Source organism: Marinobacter pelagius (assembly GCF_900114925.1).
Classification (GTDB): Bacteria; Pseudomonadota; Gammaproteobacteria; order Pseudomonadales; family Oleiphilaceae; genus Marinobacter; species Marinobacter pelagius.
Window position 1 is genome coordinate 198,893 of record NZ_FOUR01000003.1, and the last position, 16,760, is coordinate 215,652.

Annotated in this window: 16 protein-coding genes; 11 read left to right on the forward strand and 5 right to left on the reverse strand. The window is 59.9% G+C overall.

Annotation, left to right across the window (positions count from 1 at the left end; all coding sequences use genetic code 11):
- Positions 1–117: 117 nt before the first annotated feature.
- Both BM254_RS07885 and BM254_RS07890 read right to left on the reverse strand, forming a co-directional pair.
- The gene (locus tag BM254_RS07885) at positions 118–423 is read right to left on the reverse strand and encodes a hypothetical protein (RefSeq protein WP_092001328.1); all 306 of its coding nucleotides are present in this window, start codon (positions 421–423) and stop codon (positions 118–120) included.
- Positions 424–513: 90 nt separating this feature from the next.
- A complete protein-coding gene (locus BM254_RS07890) occupies positions 514–771 on the reverse strand; it encodes a hypothetical protein (RefSeq protein ID WP_092001332.1) in 258 nt (85 codons plus the stop codon).
- Positions 772–971: 200 nt separating this feature from the next.
- Here BM254_RS07890 and BM254_RS07895 point away from each other — a divergent pair, with 200 nt between their 5' ends.
- Positions 972–2,240 carry an alkane 1-monooxygenase gene (locus tag BM254_RS07895; protein WP_092001335.1) on the forward strand — a complete coding sequence of 423 codons (1,269 nt, stop codon included), beginning with the start codon at positions 972–974 and terminating at the stop codon, positions 2,238–2,240.
- A gap of 195 nt (positions 2,241–2,435) precedes the next feature.
- On the opposite strand, the gene BM254_RS07900 is transcribed toward BM254_RS07895, so the two are convergent.
- The gene (locus BM254_RS07900; protein ID WP_092001339.1) at positions 2,436–4,241 is read right to left on the reverse strand and encodes an acyl-CoA dehydrogenase; all 1,806 of its coding nucleotides are present in this window, start codon (positions 4,239–4,241) and stop codon (positions 2,436–2,438) included.
- A 239-nt stretch (positions 4,242–4,480) separates the two neighbouring features.
- On the opposite strand from BM254_RS07900, the gene BM254_RS07905 reads away from it, so the two are divergent.
- Both BM254_RS07905 and BM254_RS17755 read left to right on the forward strand, forming a co-directional pair.
- Positions 4,481–5,473: a GlxA family transcriptional regulator gene (locus BM254_RS07905; RefSeq protein ID WP_092001343.1), complete on the forward strand. Its 993-nt coding sequence runs from the start codon at positions 4,481–4,483 to the stop codon at positions 5,471–5,473.
- Positions 5,474–5,587: 114 nt separating this feature from the next.
- Positions 5,588–5,752: a hypothetical protein gene (locus tag BM254_RS17755; protein WP_175497221.1), complete on the forward strand. Its 165-nt coding sequence runs from the start codon at positions 5,588–5,590 to the stop codon at positions 5,750–5,752.
- An 18-nt stretch (positions 5,753–5,770) separates the two neighbouring features.
- Here the strand turns inward: BM254_RS17755 and BM254_RS07910 are convergent, their stop codons facing one another.
- Entirely contained in the window at positions 5,771–6,790 is a 1,020-nt protein-coding gene (locus BM254_RS07910; protein ID WP_092001346.1) for a CNNM domain-containing protein, read from the reverse strand.
- A gap of 403 nt (positions 6,791–7,193) precedes the next feature.
- Here BM254_RS07910 and BM254_RS07915 point away from each other — a divergent pair, with 403 nt between their 5' ends.
- The 8 genes from BM254_RS07915 to BM254_RS07950 all read left to right on the forward strand — a co-directional run bounded on the left by BM254_RS07915 (position 7,194) and on the right by BM254_RS07950 (position 15,146).
- Positions 7,194–9,995: a monovalent cation/H+ antiporter subunit A gene (locus BM254_RS07915; protein ID WP_092001349.1), complete on the forward strand. Its 2,802-nt coding sequence runs from the start codon at positions 7,194–7,196 to the stop codon at positions 9,993–9,995.
- A complete protein-coding gene (locus BM254_RS07920; RefSeq protein WP_092001352.1) occupies positions 9,995–10,366 on the forward strand; it encodes a Na+/H+ antiporter subunit C in 372 nt (123 codons plus the stop codon). Before BM254_RS07915 ends, BM254_RS07920 begins: the two co-directional genes overlap by 1 nt.
- Complete coding sequence (locus BM254_RS07925; RefSeq protein ID WP_092001355.1) at positions 10,363–11,880, forward strand: monovalent cation/H+ antiporter subunit D; 1,518 nt, start codon at positions 10,363–10,365, stop codon at positions 11,878–11,880. Before BM254_RS07920 ends, BM254_RS07925 begins: the two co-directional genes overlap by 4 nt.
- Complete coding sequence (locus BM254_RS07930) at positions 11,880–12,368, forward strand: Na+/H+ antiporter subunit E (protein ID WP_092001357.1); 489 nt, start codon at positions 11,880–11,882, stop codon at positions 12,366–12,368. The genes BM254_RS07925 and BM254_RS07930 overlap by 1 nt, the downstream gene beginning before the upstream one ends.
- Positions 12,365–12,634, forward strand: coding sequence for a K+/H+ antiporter subunit F (locus tag BM254_RS07935; protein ID WP_092001360.1), 270 nt, complete (start codon positions 12,365–12,367; stop codon positions 12,632–12,634). Before BM254_RS07930 ends, BM254_RS07935 begins: the two co-directional genes overlap by 4 nt.
- A 9-nt stretch (positions 12,635–12,643) precedes the next feature.
- Positions 12,644–12,976 (forward strand): Na+/H+ antiporter subunit G, encoded by a 333-nt coding sequence (locus tag BM254_RS07940; RefSeq protein WP_092001364.1) that lies wholly within the window; start codon positions 12,644–12,646, stop codon positions 12,974–12,976.
- 91 nt (positions 12,977–13,067) lie between these two features.
- On the forward strand, positions 13,068–13,349 hold the full coding sequence (ppnP, locus tag BM254_RS07945) for a pyrimidine/purine nucleoside phosphorylase (protein WP_092001367.1): 282 nt from the start codon (positions 13,068–13,070) through the stop codon (positions 13,347–13,349).
- Positions 13,350–13,502: 153 nt separating this feature from the next.
- Positions 13,503–15,146 carry a fatty acid--CoA ligase gene (locus BM254_RS07950; protein ID WP_092001369.1) on the forward strand — a complete coding sequence of 548 codons (1,644 nt, stop codon included), beginning with the start codon at positions 13,503–13,505 and terminating at the stop codon, positions 15,144–15,146.
- 183 nt (positions 15,147–15,329) lie between these two features.
- On the opposite strand, the gene BM254_RS07955 is transcribed toward BM254_RS07950, so the two are convergent.
- Positions 15,330–16,760 (reverse strand): alkaline phosphatase PhoX, encoded by a 1,431-nt coding sequence (locus tag BM254_RS07955; protein WP_092001372.1) that lies wholly within the window; start codon positions 16,758–16,760, stop codon positions 15,330–15,332.

The following is a 16,760-nucleotide window of genomic DNA, read 5'->3' on the forward strand; positions in this document are numbered from 1 at the left end:
TGGAGAGGTCAGTTTCGGCAGGAAATATGACAGGACGGGAACTGTTTGAAGACAAGTTCATGACTGTTTATTGACAGGCAAACGCCAGCCTCGTTTGCGAGGCTGGCGCGGGCGTTATTACTGCTGGGTCGCGTCGTTGTACCCCTCTTCTACCGCTTCCGCAGTTTCCTCTGCGGCATCTTTCACTTCATCACCGGCTTCTTTAGCCGTGTCCTTGGTCTCTTCCCAGGCACTATCAGCCTGGCCTGTGGCTTCCTCGTAGGTGTCCTGGGCGGATTCGCCGGCCTCTTCGACCATATCACCGGCGTTGTCAGCCGCCTGTTCAAAGTCCACGCCCTGGTTGGCTTCCTCTTCCTCTGAGCTGCAGGCAACCAGGCCCAGTGAAGCAGCCAGTGCCATAGCTACGAGCATTTGCTTTTTCATAACGTTCCCTCCGTTGAAGATCATTCGCAACGGGGAGGAGATTACGCCCATGGCCTCGGATAACACAATTACTGGGGCATTACCCTTTGGTTAGCAGCAACTTACGGTGGGAAACTTGCCATCGATAGTGATGACGTGATCAACACCCACCATCTCGCCCCTGCCGAGAAGGATAAAGTCCTTGCCTGCGCGACTGAAAACGTCGCGAATAATATCGTGGGCAATACAGACCTGGCCGGCTCCATCCCGGTACACGACTTCTGCCATTCTGCCTGTGGTGAGGTATTCCCGGAGCATATCCTGAACGGACCAATGGGCAACGGCGCCCTGGGTATCTTGAGGTGTCATGGCTGAATCATCCCTGTCGCTCTGTTCGGCCGAGCTGATTGTTGTTGTTTGCACAAAGTTTGGTTCAGTTGCCGGAAATTCGCCACCCCCTCTTTGCTTGTCATTTCATGCCAACCCGACAAAATTGTCCGACAATTGTTGAATTGCCAGATTGTCCGACATAAATTGGATCAAACAATGAACAACACGGAGATCCGGATATGAATGCCAAGGTCAACGACGCGGTACAGAAGCACGAAGAGAAGGATACATCCCTTCAGAATGGCCAGGACTGGAAAGATCCGAAACGTTACCTGTGGCTCCTGGGCCCCGCCCTGCCCGGCATCGGCCTGGCTGCCCTGACCGGGTACGCCATCGCACCGAAGAAGCTGAAAGCCCTGGCCTGGACCGGTCCGGCGCTGGTACACGGAATCATCCCCGCCCTGGACCGGGCCATCGGTGAGGATCAGAGCAACCCGCCGGAATCCGCGGTCAGAACCCTGGAGCAGGACAAGTACTACGATCGCATCGTAAAGGCGTTCATCCCGACGCAGTATGCGATGACCTTCATGGGTGCCTGGCTGGCCAGCCGGAAGAAGACCCCCATCGAGGACAAGATCGGGCTGACCCTGACGGTCGGTGCTATCAACGGCGTGGGCATCAACACGGCCCATGAGCTGGGGCACAAGTCCAACAAGCTGAACAAGATCCTGGCCATGGCGGCACTGGCACCCACCGGGTACACCCACTTTGTGGTGGAACACAATTTCGGTCATCACAAGCGGGTGGCCACGCCGGAGGATCCGGCCAGCAGCCGTATGGGTGAAAGTTTCTGGAAGTTCCTGCCCCGCACGGTGATCGGGGGCATCAAGTCGTCGGTCAAGATCGAGAAGGCGCGTCTGGCTCGCAAGGGTAAGAGTTTCTGGAGCCTGGATAACGAGTTACTGCAGGGCTGGGCCATGAGTGCCGGGTTCTTTGGTGCTACCACACTGGTGTGTGGCCCACGGGCGGTTCCGTTCCTGGCGGCGCAGGCGGTGTATGGCGCCAGTCTGCTGGAGAGCGTGAATTACATCGAGCACTATGGTCTGCTGCGGCAGAAGGACAAGAATGGCAAGTACGAGCGGACGAAGCCGGAGCACAGCTGGAACAGCAATCACATTGTGACCAACCTGTTCCTGTATCAGCTGCAGCGGCACTCTGATCATCATGCCCATCCGGCCCGGAGTTTCCAGGCGCTGCGTCACTTCGAGAAGGCGCCACAATTGCCGGGTGGCTATGCGTCAATGCTGTTGCCTGCTTACGTGCCGAACTGGTGGTACGAGGAGATGGACAAGCGGGTGATTGACCATTACGAGGGCGATCTGAGCAAGATCAACTGGGATCCGGATCGGAAGGAAGAATTGACCGCCAAGTATGCGGATTATGCTGCCAGGGTGGCGGCTGAGGTCAAGGCGCGGCGGGAGTCCTCGGATTCGGAGGAAGCCGCCTGAGGATCGGCTTGGGTGCCGGCGGACGGCTGGCCCCTTCGCCCGGGACACGCCGTGAATACGTCCCTGTAGGCTTGTGTGCAGCATCCCTGCTGCACACAGTCCCGTGCGAAGGGGCCAGCCGCCCGCTCAGAACGCGGGGTTATCCTCCATTGAAAACAGCCTATCTTCTCTCCATTAAAGACTGAATCCCTTCCCTCAGAACCACTCCGTTTTCATATTCAGGCAGGTGTCATCCTGGTTGCGCAGCAGGACCAGGTCCTGGGCGACGGTGGGCAGTTCCCAGTGGAAGAAGTACTGGGCGGCCTGGAGCTTACCCTGGTAGAAGTTGCGCTCGTCATCGCTGTTGGCCGAACCTAGGGCATGGGCGGCGGCATTGGCCTGGCGCAGCCACATCCAGGCCACGGTGATGTGGCCGAACAGGTGCAGATAGCAGGCCGCGTTGGCGAGGACGTTATCGGGCTTGCCGCCACCCATCAGGGCTTTGCCCAGGCTCTGGGTGACTTTGACGGCCTGCTGCAGAGTTTCACTCAGGGACAGGGCCCACTGCTGGCAACGGTCGGTGGTGGCAGCTTCGAGGTCGGTCTGCATTTCCTGCATCAGCAGCTGGAGGCCGTGGCTCTGGTCCTGCCAGATCTTGCGGCCAAGCAGGTCCAGGGCCTGGATGCCGTTGGTGCCCTCGTGGATGGGGTTGAGGCGGTTGTCCCGCCAGCATTGCTCCACCGGGTATTCGCGGGTGTAGCCGGCGCCGCCGTATACCTGGATTGCCAGGTCGTTGGCCTTGGGGCCGTATTCGGACGGCCAGGCTTTCATGACCGGGGTCAGCAGGTCGAGCAGTTTGCCGGCTTCCAGGCGTTTCTGCTCGTCCGGATGGGTGTTTTGGTCGTCCACCAGGCGGGCGCCATAGAGGCACAGGGCCAGGCCGCCTTCGCTGTAAGCTTTTTGCGCCAGCAGCATACGGCGTACATCGGCGTGTTCGATGATGGGTACCTGCGGGCTTTCCAGGTTCTTTTCGGAGGGTTTGCGGCCCTGCAGTCGGTCCTTGGCGTATTCGAGGCTGTGCATGTAGCCCCGGTAGCCGATGACTGCCGCACCGAATCCCACACCCAGGCGGGCTTCGTTCATCATCTGGAACATGTATTTGAGGCCCTGGTGGGGTTCGCCGACCAGGTAGCCGTGGCAAGGGGCGTCGTCGCCAAAGCTCAGGGCTGTGGAAGTGGTGCCGCGATAGCCAAGCTTGTGGATCAGGCCGGCGAGGCTGACGCCGTTGCGTTCGCCCGGGTTGCCTTCGGCATCGACCCGGAACTTGGGCACGATAAACAGGGAGATGCCTTTCACCCCTGCCGGTGCGCCTTTGATCTTGGCCAGGACCATGTGGACGATGTTGTCGGTGATGGACTGCTCGCCGCCGGAGATGTAGATCTTGGCCCCTTTGATCAGGTAGTGACCTTCGTCGGTCGGGCTGGCGGAGGTGCGAATGTCCGCGAGGCTTGAGCCGGCGTGTGGCTCGGTCAGGGCCATGGTGCCGGAGAAGCGGCCGGAGAGCATGTGGGGCAGATAGGTGGTTTTCTGCTGGTCGTTTCCGAAGATGCGGATCAGGTTGGCGGCCGCGGTGGTCAGGAACGGGTAGCCGGCGGTGCCGGGATTGGCGGCGGTGAAGAAGCCGTTGCAGGCGGCCATGACGGATTCGGGCAGTTGCATGCCGCCAAGCTCGTAATCGTATCGGCCCGCGATGAAGCCGGCTTCGGCGTAGGCGTCGAAGGCCTGTTTGACCTGGGGCAGCATTTTGACCTGGCCGTCTTCGAAGCGGGGTTCATTCTTGTCGGCGGCGCTGTTGTGGGTGGCGAACTGTTCGCGGGCCATCTTGTCGGCGGTTTCGATGACGGCGTCGAAGGTGTCTTTGTTGTGTTCGCTGAAGCGCTCGCGGGTGATCAGGTTTTCGGTGTCGAGTACTTCGTAGAGTTGGAATGCCAGGTCTCGGCGGTCAATCAGGGTGTCGGTCATTCTGGGTCTCCTGTTTATTGCTGCCTAGATTCGCATAACCGGTGGTTGTGTTGGAACCGGCATTTCTGACATATTCTTGGCGAATACCGCCAACTGCCTTATAAGACCGCTCGGGTCTCGCTGGAAGGATCTCTCCTGAAACACGCCGTGAATACGTCCCTGTAGGCTTGAGTGCAGCATCCTTGCTGCACACAGTTTCAGGAGAGATCCTTCCACCGAGCCCCTCCATCGGAGGCCGAATGCAAACTGTTTCTATAGTCGGATTTGACGGAGCGCTTGCCAGCGCAATTACGGGTGTCATCGATTTGTTCCGCTTGGCCGGCGTAACCTGGGCGCGAATTCATGGCGAAAAACCCAACCATTACTTCAAAACCCGACTGCTGACCTTCGACGGTGATCCCTGCAAATGCATTAACGGCCTCACCCTGCTCAGCGATGGCGCCTGGAATGATCGGTCATCATCGATTGGTAGCGATCTGGTCATTATCCCTACCATTGGTGCCCCCATTGAGAAAGTGCTGGCCGATAACCCCGCTTTGATTAGCTGGCTTGGCCAGTTCCGGGACAGGGATTCGGGCACGGTCAGTATTGCCAGCAACTGTACCGGTGCGTTTTTTCTGGCCGAGGCCGGGCTTCTGGAGGGGCGGGAGGCGACGACGCATTGGGGGTTCAGTCGAAAGTTTCGTGAGCGGTATCCCGGGGTGGGTCTGGATCCGGAGAAGCTGGTGACGGTGGATGGTCCGGTAGCCTGTGCCGGGGGTGGAATGGCCTGGTGGGATCTGGGGGTGTATCTGGTCGAGCGTTTTGCCGGGGCGCAGGTGGCGCGGGAGTTGGCGAAGTCGTTTGTGATTGATGCTGGCAGGACGAGTCAGGCGCCGTACGGAGCTTTGCAGGCCCGGCGTTATCATTCGGATGGGGCTATTCTGAAATTACAGGACTGGCTGGACGGGCATTTTCATCAAATGATCACAATGCAGGAAATGGCGAACAGGGCGGGGCTGACGGAGCGGTCTCTGATGCGGCGTTTCAAGGCGGCGACCGGGGAGACGCCGGTCGGTTATCTGCAGGTTCTGCGGATCGAGAATGCCAGGGAGCTGCTGGAGTCTTCCCGGGAGACGGTGGAGAGCGTTGTGCGGCGCGTTGGCTACGAGGATGTCAGCTCTTTCAGCCGATTGTTCCGGAAGCATACCGGATTGGCGCCCGGGGCCTACCGGGCACGGTTCGGACGTTGAGCGGCAGGTGTAACACTGGCCCGTGTTATGCATCTAGTCTGTGTGAAGGCCATCAGGCATTGGAGAACGTAAAGATTATTGACACAGGGTGTTCACGTGGGGAGGTAGCATTCCATGAACGCACCAGCCAAGCCGGGTCGGGCAGATGTCCTCAGCCGGCTCTATGACATGAAACAGAAGCAGCTCGCCCGGGCGCTGCAACAGGGCAATCCCTTGCGCTGTCAGGTACTTGAAGCCGAGGCCGAGGCGATCTTCTCGGCGCTGAAGTCGATCCGCTGACGCCGGTCGGCGGGTCCCTCAGGATCCCATTTTGCGCAATCGCCGGCTCCAGCGCTGCTTGGCATACCGGCGAAGGTTGGAGACGTTGTCGGTTTCGTCCATGATCTCGGTGCCCAAAAGCGTCTCCAATATGTCCTCCAGCGTCACTATTCCCAGCCAGGTTCCCAGCTCGTCGTAAACAATGGCAATGTGCTGCCGCTCCCGCAGCATGTCGGAGAACAGATATTCGATATTGGTATTGCCCTTGACCCGCTTGATGGAACGGAGGTGCTCCATCAGGTCGGCATCATCCGGAAGTGAAATCAGGTCGGATCGGTGCAGGTATCCCAGCGCTTCGCCTTCCTCGTCGATGACCGGGTAACGGGAGAACGGGGATTTGCGCACCTGCTCCCGGAATTCCGGCACCGTCGTCTCCGGTGAGATGAATTTGCACACCGTCCGCGGCGTCATGACGCCACTGACCTTGATTTCATGGAAGCGCAGTACGTTCTGGATGATCCGGCGCTCGTCTTCATCCAGGGCCTGCTGGTCCCGGCCAATCTCGGCCAGGGCGCTGATTTCACCACGAATGTCGGTGTCATCTTCACCCGCCGCGATGCGGCGGGTGATCATCTTCGACAGCCAGATGAACGGCTTGAGTGAGGTCATCAGGAATCCGAGTACCGCCGGGAGCCTGGGCGCCAGGGCACGCCAGTATTTGGCACCAATGGTTTTCGGGATGATTTCGGACAGGATCAGGATGGCAAGGGTCATCAGAGCGGATGCCGCCCCGAGCCAGGCCTCTCCGAAAACCACCGCCACCTGGGCACCGACACCTGTTGCACCGGCAGTATGGGCGATGGTGTTGAGCGTGAGTATGGCCGCCAGCGGATCGTCGATATCGCTCTTGAGTTTCCTAAGCTTCAGGAAAAGCGCGTGATTGTCCTTTTTCAGTGAAGCTATGTAGCTCGGTGTGACCGACAGCAATGAGGCCTCGAGTATGGAACAGAGAAAGGAAAAACTGATGGAAAGAACCGCAAACGCGATCAGCAGTGTCATAGAACCTCAGGAAAGAGATGCAGAACCGACATTCTAGCGAGGCAGCCATTTTTCCATCAACCTTTATCGGCCACCTGAACGGATCAATAGAATTGATTAATCACAATGTGACTTGACCTAGCCCCTCGGGCACGTATCATCGGATTCCAAGTTAGACTGACGGAGCAACCAATGACCGAAAGGTCCTTCGGCTGCAAACAGACCATTCGCCCGCCTGTAACGGCTGATATCGCCCGCCATCGCGGTCGTCTGCCCTATTTCCCGGATCCGCCCTTCATCTGATCCCGGGCTTCCTCCGTATTCCTGCTGCCTTTTATGCCATGCAGGGTCCGCGTCCGGAGGCTAGACTTCTGCACACACGCCTTTTTCCATACTAGAAGAAAAAACCGATAACGAGGTTGCGATGTCGCTACCGCTGGTTGTTTTACTGCCTTTCCTGGGGGCGATTGCCGCGCCCCTGTTCGCCCAGGGGGGGCGAACGGCAATTGCCATTGCCTCTTCCGTTCCGGCCCTGATCGCATTGGCCGCCCTCTACCCGAACTGGCAGGTGTTAGCCGACGGTGGCTACGTTCTGTACCACCAGGAATGGCTGCCGGCCCTTGGCATCTCGCTCAGCTTTCGCCTGGACGGCCTCGCGCTGCTGTTTGCCTTGCTGATTCTGGTCATCGGGCTGCTGATCATCTTGTATGCCCGCTATTACCTGAAGCCGAAGGAGAACATCGCCAAGTTCTACGCGCTGCTGCTCTGCTTCAAGGGCTCGATGCTGGGCATCGTGATGTCGAGCAACCTGTTGCTGATGCTGATTTTCTGGGAGATCACCAGTCTGGTCTCGTTCCTTCTGATCAGTTACTGGACCCACAAGCAGGACGCCCGTCGCGGCGCCCGGATGGCTCTGGCGGTTACCGGGGGCGGTGGTCTGGCGCTGCTGGCCGGCATCCTGATCATCGGCAACATCGTCGGCAGCTTCGAGCTCGATGACGTTCTTGCTGCCGGCGACCAGATCAAGGCCCACGCCATGTATCCGGTGGCGCTGACGCTGGTGCTGCTTGGCGCCTTCACCAAGTCGGCCCAGTTCCCGTTCCACTTCTGGCTGCCTCACGCCATGCAGGCACCGACACCGGTCTCCGCGTACCTGCATTCGGCCACCATGGTAAAGGCAGGCGTGTTCCTGTTGGCCCGGTTGTACCCGGCGCTGGCGGGTACCGAACAGTGGTTCTACATGGTGAGCTTCACCGGGATGGCAACCCTGCTGATCGGTGCCTATATCGCCATGTTCAAGCACGATCTCAAGGGTCTGCTGGCCTATTCCACGGTCAGTCATCTGGGCCTGATCACCCTGCTGTTTGGCATGGGCACCCAACTGGCAGCCGTAGCCGCGGTCTTCCACGTAATCAACCACGCCACTTTCAAGGCCTCGCTGTTCATGGCGGCCGGTATCATCGACCATGAAACCGGCACCCGGGACATGCGCAGGATCAACGGGCTCTGGCGCTATATGCCCCACACCGCGACCCTGGCCATGGTGGCAGCCTCCTCGATGGCCGGTGTTCCGCTGCTGAACGGCTTCCTGAGCAAGGAGATGTTCTTTGCCGAGTCGCTGGAGCTGAACCTGCCCGGGCTCTGGGCCTGGTTGCCCCCGATCGTGGCGACCCTGGCCGGTATCTTCGCGGTGGCCTATTCGGCGCGCTTCATCCACGACGTCTTCTTCAATGGCAAGCCGGTGGACCTGCCCGTGTATCCACCCCATGAACCACCCCGCTACATGAAGATTCCGGTGGAAATCCTGGTGTTTGCCTGTGTCATGGTGGGCATGTTCCCGGCGATTTCCGTCGGTCCGCTGCTCTATTCCGCAGCCTCAGCCACCCTCGGTGGTGATGTGCCCGACTACAAGCTCGCCGTGGTTCATGGCCTGAACCTGCCGCTGCTGATGAGCTTTGTCGCCTTCTTCGGTGGCCTGCTGATGTACACACAGCGTCAGCGCTTCTTCGACTTCCATGCCCGGTTCAAGGAAATTGATGAGAAAGCCGTGTTCGAAGCGGTGGTGTCTCGGCTTGCGACCTTCTCCCACGACCTGACCGGCCGTATCGAGAACGGCTCCCTGCAACGCTATGCCCTGTTGCTGGTACTGAGCGTCATTGCCGTGGCCGCAGCGCCCCTGATGAACGTGGGCATCTTTGTCGGCGAGCTGGGGCTGAGCCCCGTTGACCTTCCCACCGCGATCGCGGCGGGAGTACTGATTGTATGCGCGCTGCTGACCGCATTCCTGCACCGGGAGCGCTTCTACGCCCTGGTGCTGCTCAGCGTAGTGGGTCTGATCGTGGCTCTGGCCTTCGCCCGTTTCTCGGCGCCGGATCTGGCCATGACCCAGTTGTCCGTGGAGGTGGTCACCATCGTGCTGCTCATGCTGGCACTGTTCTATATGCCATCCTGGACGCCACTGGAGAGCACTCGCGGCCAGCGAGGCCGGGACGCGCTGATTGCCCTGGTTGCCGGTGTCGGCATGACCCTGGTCACCCTGGCCATGCTGACCCAGCCGTTCAGTTCGATTTCCGACTTCTTCCTGGAAAACAGCAAAACCGGCGGGGGCGGCACCAACGTGGTGAACGTCATCCTGGTGGACTTCCGGGGCTTCGATACCCTGGGTGAGATCACAGTACTGGCGATTGCCGCCCTGGGGATCTACGCCATGCTCAAGGATACTGCCCTGACACCGCCTCCGGGTGATGGCATGGGCCACCCCTGGACCCGCGATGCGCATCCGATGATGCTCAGGCAGATTGCCCGGCCAATGCTGCCGCTGGCACTGATGATTTCGGCGTTCATCTTCCTGCGAGGCCACAACCTGCCGGGTGGTGGCTTTATCGCCGGCCTGATTACCTCCGTGGCCCTGATTCTCCAGTACATTGCCAGTGGCATGGTCTGGACCCAGGAGCGGATCGGAATCAAGTACCACAACGTGATCGGCCTGGGCCTGTTGTTCGCAATCATTGCCGGTGCCGGCAGCCTGGCCTTCAGCTATCCGTTCCTGACCTCAACCTTCGGTTACATCACCTGGCCGGTAGTGGGCAAGTTCGAGGTGGCCTCGGCGCTGGTGTTTGACCTGGGCGTCTACCTGACGGTTATCGGCGCCACACTGCTGGCCCTGGTCAGCATTGGCCGGCTATCACCCCACTCCGCCATCAAGCCCAAGAAGGAGGGTGTGTAATGGAGCTTGTCTTCGCGCTTGTCATCGGCGCCCTGACCTCCTCGGGCGTATACCTGTTGCTGCGGGCCCGCACATTCCCGGTGGTGGTGGGGCTGACGCTGATCTCCTATGGCGTCAACCTGTTCCTGTTCTCCAGCGGACGGCTGGCAACCGGCGGACAGCCCATCCTGGGCAGCACGGAAAGCTACTCCGACCCCCTGCCCCAGGCACTGGTGCTGACCGCTATCGTGATCGGCTTTGCCATGACCGCCTTTGTGGTTGTGCTGTCCCTGAGAAACCTGGCGGATAACGAGGACGATCACGTGGACGGCCGCCAGGGCGAACGACCGGAAAAACCGGAGCAGAAGAGCGAGGAGGAACGCAGTCAATGAACCACTGGCTTATCGCTCCGATTCTGATTCCCCTGCTCGGGGGCGTCCTGCAGGCGTTCATGGGCTATGCCCCGATCAGCCTGCGGCGCACCCTGGCGCTTGGCACCACGGTACTCCTGCTGGTTTCCACCATCGTGCTGCTGGTGATGGCCGATGATGGCAGCTATCGCCTGTACGCATTTGGTAACTGGGAGCCTCCGTTCGGTATTGTCCTGGTCCTGGACCGGTTGGCGGCGTTGATGCTGGTCATGACGGCCGTCCTGGCCCTGTTCGCCCACCTGTTCTCCATCGGTGGTGCCGATGAGGGCAACCGTCAGTTCCATGGCCTGTTCCTGTTCCAGCTGATGGGGCTGAATATCGCCTTCATGACCGGGGACCTGTTCAACCTCTTTGTGGCCTTCGAGGTGTTGCTGATTGCCTCCTACGGCCTCTTGATGCACGGCGGCGGCACTGCCCGGACGGTTCCGGGCCTGCATTACGTGGTGCTCAACCTGGTGGGTTCGGCCGTCTTCCTGATCAGTGTCGGCATGATCTACAGTGTTACCGGTACGCTCAATATGGCCGATCTGGCCGTCCGGGTGCTGTTGCTCTCCGGTGAGGAACTGGAACTGGTCAAGGCCGGCGGCATGATGCTGCTGGTGGTATTCGCCCTCAAGGCCGCGCTCCTGCCCCTCTGCTTCTGGCTCCCCAAAGCCTACGCCCGTGCCACGGCACCGGTGGCGGCGCTGTTTGCGGTCATGACCAAGGTCGGTATCTACGCCATCCTCCGGGTTTATCTGCTGATATTCGGTGACGATGCCGGGGCCCTGGCCAATCTGGGCATGGACTGGCTGTTCCCGCTGGCCCTGATCACCCTGACCATGGGCGTAGTGGGTTCTCTGGGCGCCCAGAGCCTGAAGACCCTGGTGGCCTGGCAGGTGATTATCTCCGTCGGCACCCTTCTGGCGCCCATTGCCCTGGGTTCCGAGGAAGGCATCTCCGCCGCGCTGTTCTACCTGCTCAGCACCACCTGGACCGTCGCCGGGCTCTTCCTGGTGGCGGAGCTGGTGGCCAGTCAACGCGGCAGTGCCCTGGACAAGATTGTGACGGCGCCACGTATGCGTAACCGCACACTGATCAGTGTGTTGTTCCTTATCGGCGCAGTGGCCGCCGCGGGTCTGCCTCCCCTGAGTGGTTTCTTTGGCAAGCTGCTGATCCTCAACTCCGTGACCTCGGGCCCCGAAATGGCGTGGCTCTGGTCAGTGCTGATCATTGGCAGCTTCTTTACCATCATCGCCTACAGCCGTGCCGGCAGCATTGTCTTCTGGCGGACCGTTGACGGCCATATCGAGGAGCCAAAGCCGCTCGGGGGTAATCTGCGAGCTGCTACCGGCGCCCTGATTGGCCTGAGCCTGGTGATCGTTGCCTTCGCCGGCCCGATCAACGAATACACCGACGCGACTGCTGCGCAACTGCAGAACCGCGCGGCTTATCTGGAAATCCTGCAGACTCCGATGGTCGGGGAGGAGAACTGATGCTTGACCGACTGAGTTTTCCCCAGCCCTGGCTCAGCCTGATCCTGTTTGTCACCTGGCAGTTCCTGAGTGACGGTATCAGCGGCGGCAGCCTCGTGCTCGGCCTGATTCTGGCGTGGGCCATCCCGCAGATGACCCAGGGATTCTGGCCCGAACGTCCTTCGTTCATGCGATTCTGGCTGATGCCGAAATACCTGGCCCGTGTGCTCAAGGACATTGTCATTGCCAGCTTCGAGGTTGCGGCACTGATCATCAGTCCGCGCAAGCCGCGCCCGGCGTTCGTCTGCTACCCGCTGGAACTGGAGCATCCCCTGGCCATTTCCATACTGGCCAGCACCATTTCCCTGACGCCCGGTACGGTCAGTGCCGACGTCAGTGACGACCAGCGCCTGTTGCTGATTCACGCCCTGGACACCGAGGATGAACAGGAAGTGATCAGCACCATCCGAAAACGCTATGAACAGCCTCTGCTGGAGATGTTCAAATGATCACCATTGCCCTCTACATCACCATTGCCATGGTTACCCTGGCGGCCCTGCTGAACGTGTATCGCCTGATCAGGGGGCCGGATGCGCCCGACCGCGTATTGGCGCTGGATACCCTCTACATCAATGCGATCGCGCTGATCATCCTGCTGGGCATTACCCTGGGCACCCGCATGTATCTCGAGTCGGCCCTGCTGATCGCGGTCATGGGCTTCGTCGGTACCGTCGCCATGGCCAAGTACCTCAAGCGCGGCAGCGTGATCGAATAGGAGAGCCTTATGAATCCGTTTGCCGAATACGCCATTGCTTTCCTGCTCCTGCTCGGGGGCGCCTTTACCCTGATCGGCGCCATCGGCCTGGCCCGCCTGCCGGATTTCTTCACCCGGCTGCACGGCCCCACCAAGGCCACCACCCTGGGAGTGGGCGCCATTATGCTCAGCTCGGTGATCTATTTCACCGCAAGGGGGGACGGGATCGGCATTTCCGAAGTGCTGATTACCGTGTTCCTGTTCATGACGGCGCCGGTGAGCGCCAATATCCTGGCCAAGGCGGCGATGCATATCGGGGTGAAGACCATGGATGGCACCGAGGGGAAGCCCTGGGAGCAGTGACTGGCCCTCCCTCACAGCCTCAAAAATGTCATTGGAGTTGTAACGTTTTGCCGTATAGTAGTCGGCCCAATCCATTTCAGGAGGCCAGCGTATGCTTAAAGTAAACGAGTATTTCGACGGCAAAGCCAAGTCCATTGCCTTCCAGACGGCCACCCTGCCGGCGACGGTTGGCGTGATCAGCCCCGGTGAGTACGAGTTTGGTACCACCAAGAAGGAAACCATGACAGTGATCAGCGGTGCCCTGACCGTGCTGCTCCCGGGCATGGAAGAGTGGATGACCTACGGCGCGGGCGAGAGCTTTGACGTGGCCGGCCAGGCCAGCTTCAAGGCGAAAGCCGATATCGATACCGCCTATCTTTGCACCTATCAGTAACATCCAGATTCGCAGAGCGTACCCGTTGCACCAAAATTGACGCGTACGTTCTGCAATTTTTTCACTTTCACCGGTTCCCGTTTTTCCCAAACTGTGTCAGATTTATCTTTCTCATCGTAAAAACAAGCACAAGCAGAGAAAGAGGAACACAAGATGGCACAGACCCGAATTCTGTCTCCGGCCAAGAACGCCTATCAGTACCCCCTGCTTATCAAACAGCTCCTGCTCTCGGGCCCCCGTTATAACCCGGACCAGGAAATCCATTACGCCAACCGCAGCAAGTACACCTACACCACCCTGGTGGAGCGCATTCACCGGCTGGCCAATGCCCTGACCGACGCCGGGGTGAAGCCCGGTGACACCGTGGCAGTCATGGACTGGGATACTCCCCGTTACCTGGAGTGCTTCTTTGCCATCCCGATGATTGGTGCTGTCCTGCACACCATCAACGTACGCCTCTCTCCAGAACAGATTGTCTACACCATGAACCACGCCGAAGACGACGTGGTGCTGGTACACGACGACTTCCTGCCCATTCTCGAGGGCGTGAAGAACGAGATCGAGACGGTCAAGACCTACATCCAGCTGACCGACTCAGACTCCGCCGCCGACACCAGCCTGGACACCGCCGGTGAATACGAGGCCCTGCTCAGTCAGGCGGGAACCGAGTTCGATTTCCCGGATTTCGACGAGAACAGCGTTGCCACTACTTTCTACACCACCGGCACCACCGGTAACCCGAAAGGCGTGTATTTCAGCCACCGACAGCTGGTTCTGCATACCCTGGCCATGACCGGTTCCCTGGCAGCCTACGATGAGATGCCGCTGCTGCGTTCCAGCTCCGTGTACATGCCGGTCACCCCCATGTTCCACGTGCATGCCTGGGGTGTGCCCTATGCCGCCACCATGATGGGTATCAAGCAGGTTTACCCGGGTCGCTATGAGCCGGAACTGCTGGTGGACCTGCTCAAGGAGCACAAGGTCACCTTCTCCCACTGTGTTCCCACCATCATGCAGATGATGATGGCCACCGAATCCATCAAGACCGCGGATCTGAGCAACTGGCATGTGCTGATCGGCGGCAGCGCCCTGACCAAGGGCCTGTGCGATGCCGGCGCCAAGCTCGGCATTCGCATGTACACCGGTTACGGCATGTCCGAGACCTGCCCGCTGCTGAGTGCGACCCATCTCAACCCCGAGGATCTGGAACTCCCGCTGGAGCAGCAGACCGAAAAACGGGTCAAGACCGGTATCGCTGTGCCCATGGTTGAGATCGAGATTGTTGATCCTGCTGGCAAGCCGGTTCCCCACGATGGCGAGGCCAAGGGCGAAGTGGTTACCCGCGCGCCCTGGCTGACCCAGAGCTATTTCAAGGAACCGGAGAAAGGCGAGGAACTCTGGCAAGGCGGCTGGCTGCACACCGGTGATGTCGCCAGCATGGAGCCGGACAACACCCTGACCATCAAGGACCGTATCAAGGATGTGATCAAGACCGGTGGCGAATGGCTCTCTTCCCTGGACCTGGAAAACCTGATCAGCCAGCACCCGGCCGTCGCCGGCGCCGCTGTGGTCGGTGTGCCCGACGAGAAATGGGGCGAGCGCCCCTATGCACTGGTCACCCTCAAGCCCGGTGAAACCGCCAGCCAGGAGGACATCCAGAAGCATCTGCAACAGTTTGTCGACAGTGGCGACATCAACAAGTGGGCCATCCCGGAGCAGATGGACTTTGTGGATGACATTCCCAAGACCAGTGTTGGCAAGATCAACAAGAAGCTGATCCGGGATCAGTTGAAGTAAGTGGACCCGGGGTCAGGTGAAGCCGGGGTCAGAAGAAAGCTTTCTTCTGACCCCTTTTTCAAGCTAACTCAAGGCGAACCTGGGGTCAGATGAAGGCTTTCATCAGACCCCTGGGGAGCGCATCAGATCCCCGGGGATTGACCTTGGGGTCAGAAGAACGCCTTCTTCTGACCCCGTTTTCATTCACAACCCCTCCGGCAGGATCAGCTCATAAACCATCCCCAATCCATTGGTAAACCCGCCAAAACCATCCCTGCCCCCACGATCCGACGTAAAGTACATCCTCCGCCCGTCCGGCGAGAACGCAATCCCGGCTATCTCGGAGATGTCCTGCCCGACTATCTGGAGTAACGGCTTCAGGGTGCGGTCCGGCAGAATCACCACCACCTGCATATCACCGCCATCTTCCGCCACGAGAATGTCCCCCTGATCGGTCACAAACAGGTTGTCCACGCCGGAGAGGGTGTCATTCGGAGCTACCGCGGTGGCGCGATCGTAGATGACCTCGATGGTCTGGGCCAGGGTGTCCACTGCCCAGATCCGGTCGTCGCCCTTGGTGGCAAAGTAGACAATACCGTTGAAGAACCAGACGCCCTCGCCGCCGTCGAACACCGTCGATTCCGGCAACCGGTTTTCATGCTGGGGCTCATGGGGGTTCTGAACATCCAGCCATTCGATCGGCTGGGGCGAATCCAGTGCCGCTTCGACACCATCACCGCCGACCGCCAGGACCTGCAGCCGGCCGGACTGCAAAGCGGCCCGCTCACTGCCCTCGGGCCAGTCAGAGGGGTCTGGCACCCACCGGTAGAACCGGCCATCCGGCATATCCTCGGTCAGGTACAGCAGGCGTTCACCCGGATCGATGGCAATGGCCTCATGGGAAAAAAAGCCAAGGGTTGGCCTGGCCAGTCCCTCGCCGGGCTGGAAGGGGTCACACTCCCAGACCTGGCCGTTGGGGAATTCCTCACAGGAAAGCCAGGTTTTCCAGGGTGTCACACAACCGGCGCAGTTGAAGGTGGTGCCGCTGAGAATGGTGTAGGAATCGACAATGGTGCCATCAGGATCAAACACCAGTGTCCCCACCTGGGCAAGTCCCGGCGTGAACTCCTCGACGATATTGGTCAGCCCGGCCAGCTCCGGATAGGTAAATCCGATACTGCCAACGCCCGGAACCTCACTGTTACTGATGTAGATCCAGCCTCCGTTGTCCCTGGCCACCACGCCGGCGCCATCCGGAAAAATGTGCCAGGGGCGATTACCGATACCACCGGTCTGGGGGCCACTGACTGCCATGCCCTGTGGCTGAGGCAGCTCCCCATTGATCGCAACAACGCGGGTGGCAAAGCCCTCCGGGGTACGGACCGCGTGAACGTCCGGGGCGCGCAACGGCCCGATATCCGCGAACCGGCCCACCAGCTTTTCCACCGTTTCAGGGAGGTCGCCGGTCTCGGGCGTGTCACCGGCTACAACCGGTGGAACGGCACCATCGGAGCCTGATCCACCGCAGCCGGTCAGCCAGGTGGCGGAGCCCACCGCGCCGGCGGTGAAGAACAGGGTCCGCAGAACATCCCGCCGTTTCCAACGGTTTCCCTCCGGGATCAGTGATTGTGTCAT

Excerpts from the sequence above, each read along its gene's own strand:
- BM254_RS07885 (WP_092001328.1), bottom strand. The coding sequence starts at position 423 with ATGAAAAAGCAAATGCTCGTAGCTATGGCACTGGCTGCTTCACTGGGC.
- BM254_RS07890 (WP_092001332.1), bottom strand. The coding sequence starts at position 771 with ATGACACCTCAAGATACCCAGGGCGCCGTTGCCCATTGGTCCGTTCAG.
- BM254_RS07895 (WP_092001335.1), top strand. The coding sequence starts at position 972 with ATGAATGCCAAGGTCAACGACGCGGTACAGAAGCACGAAGAGAAGGAT.
- BM254_RS07900 (WP_092001339.1), bottom strand. The coding sequence starts at position 4,241 with ATGACCGACACCCTGATTGACCGCCGAGACCTGGCATTCCAACTCTAC.
- BM254_RS07905 (WP_092001343.1), top strand. The coding sequence starts at position 4,481 with ATGCAAACTGTTTCTATAGTCGGATTTGACGGAGCGCTTGCCAGCGCA.
- BM254_RS17755 (WP_175497221.1), top strand. The coding sequence starts at position 5,588 with ATGAACGCACCAGCCAAGCCGGGTCGGGCAGATGTCCTCAGCCGGCTC.
- BM254_RS07910 (WP_092001346.1), bottom strand. The coding sequence starts at position 6,790 with ATGACACTGCTGATCGCGTTTGCGGTTCTTTCCATCAGTTTTTCCTTT.
- BM254_RS07915 (WP_092001349.1), top strand. The coding sequence starts at position 7,194 with ATGTCGCTACCGCTGGTTGTTTTACTGCCTTTCCTGGGGGCGATTGCC.
- BM254_RS07920 (WP_092001352.1), top strand. The coding sequence starts at position 9,995 with ATGGAGCTTGTCTTCGCGCTTGTCATCGGCGCCCTGACCTCCTCGGGC.
- BM254_RS07925 (WP_092001355.1), top strand. The coding sequence starts at position 10,363 with ATGAACCACTGGCTTATCGCTCCGATTCTGATTCCCCTGCTCGGGGGC.
- BM254_RS07930 (WP_092001357.1), top strand. The coding sequence starts at position 11,880 with ATGCTTGACCGACTGAGTTTTCCCCAGCCCTGGCTCAGCCTGATCCTG.
- BM254_RS07935 (WP_092001360.1), top strand. The coding sequence starts at position 12,365 with ATGATCACCATTGCCCTCTACATCACCATTGCCATGGTTACCCTGGCG.
- BM254_RS07940 (WP_092001364.1), top strand. The coding sequence starts at position 12,644 with ATGAATCCGTTTGCCGAATACGCCATTGCTTTCCTGCTCCTGCTCGGG.
- ppnP (WP_092001367.1), top strand. The coding sequence starts at position 13,068 with ATGCTTAAAGTAAACGAGTATTTCGACGGCAAAGCCAAGTCCATTGCC.
- BM254_RS07950 (WP_092001369.1), top strand. The coding sequence starts at position 13,503 with ATGGCACAGACCCGAATTCTGTCTCCGGCCAAGAACGCCTATCAGTAC.
- BM254_RS07955 (WP_092001372.1), bottom strand. The coding sequence starts at position 16,760 with ATGACACAATCACTGATCCCGGAGGGAAACCGTTGGAAACGGCGGGAT.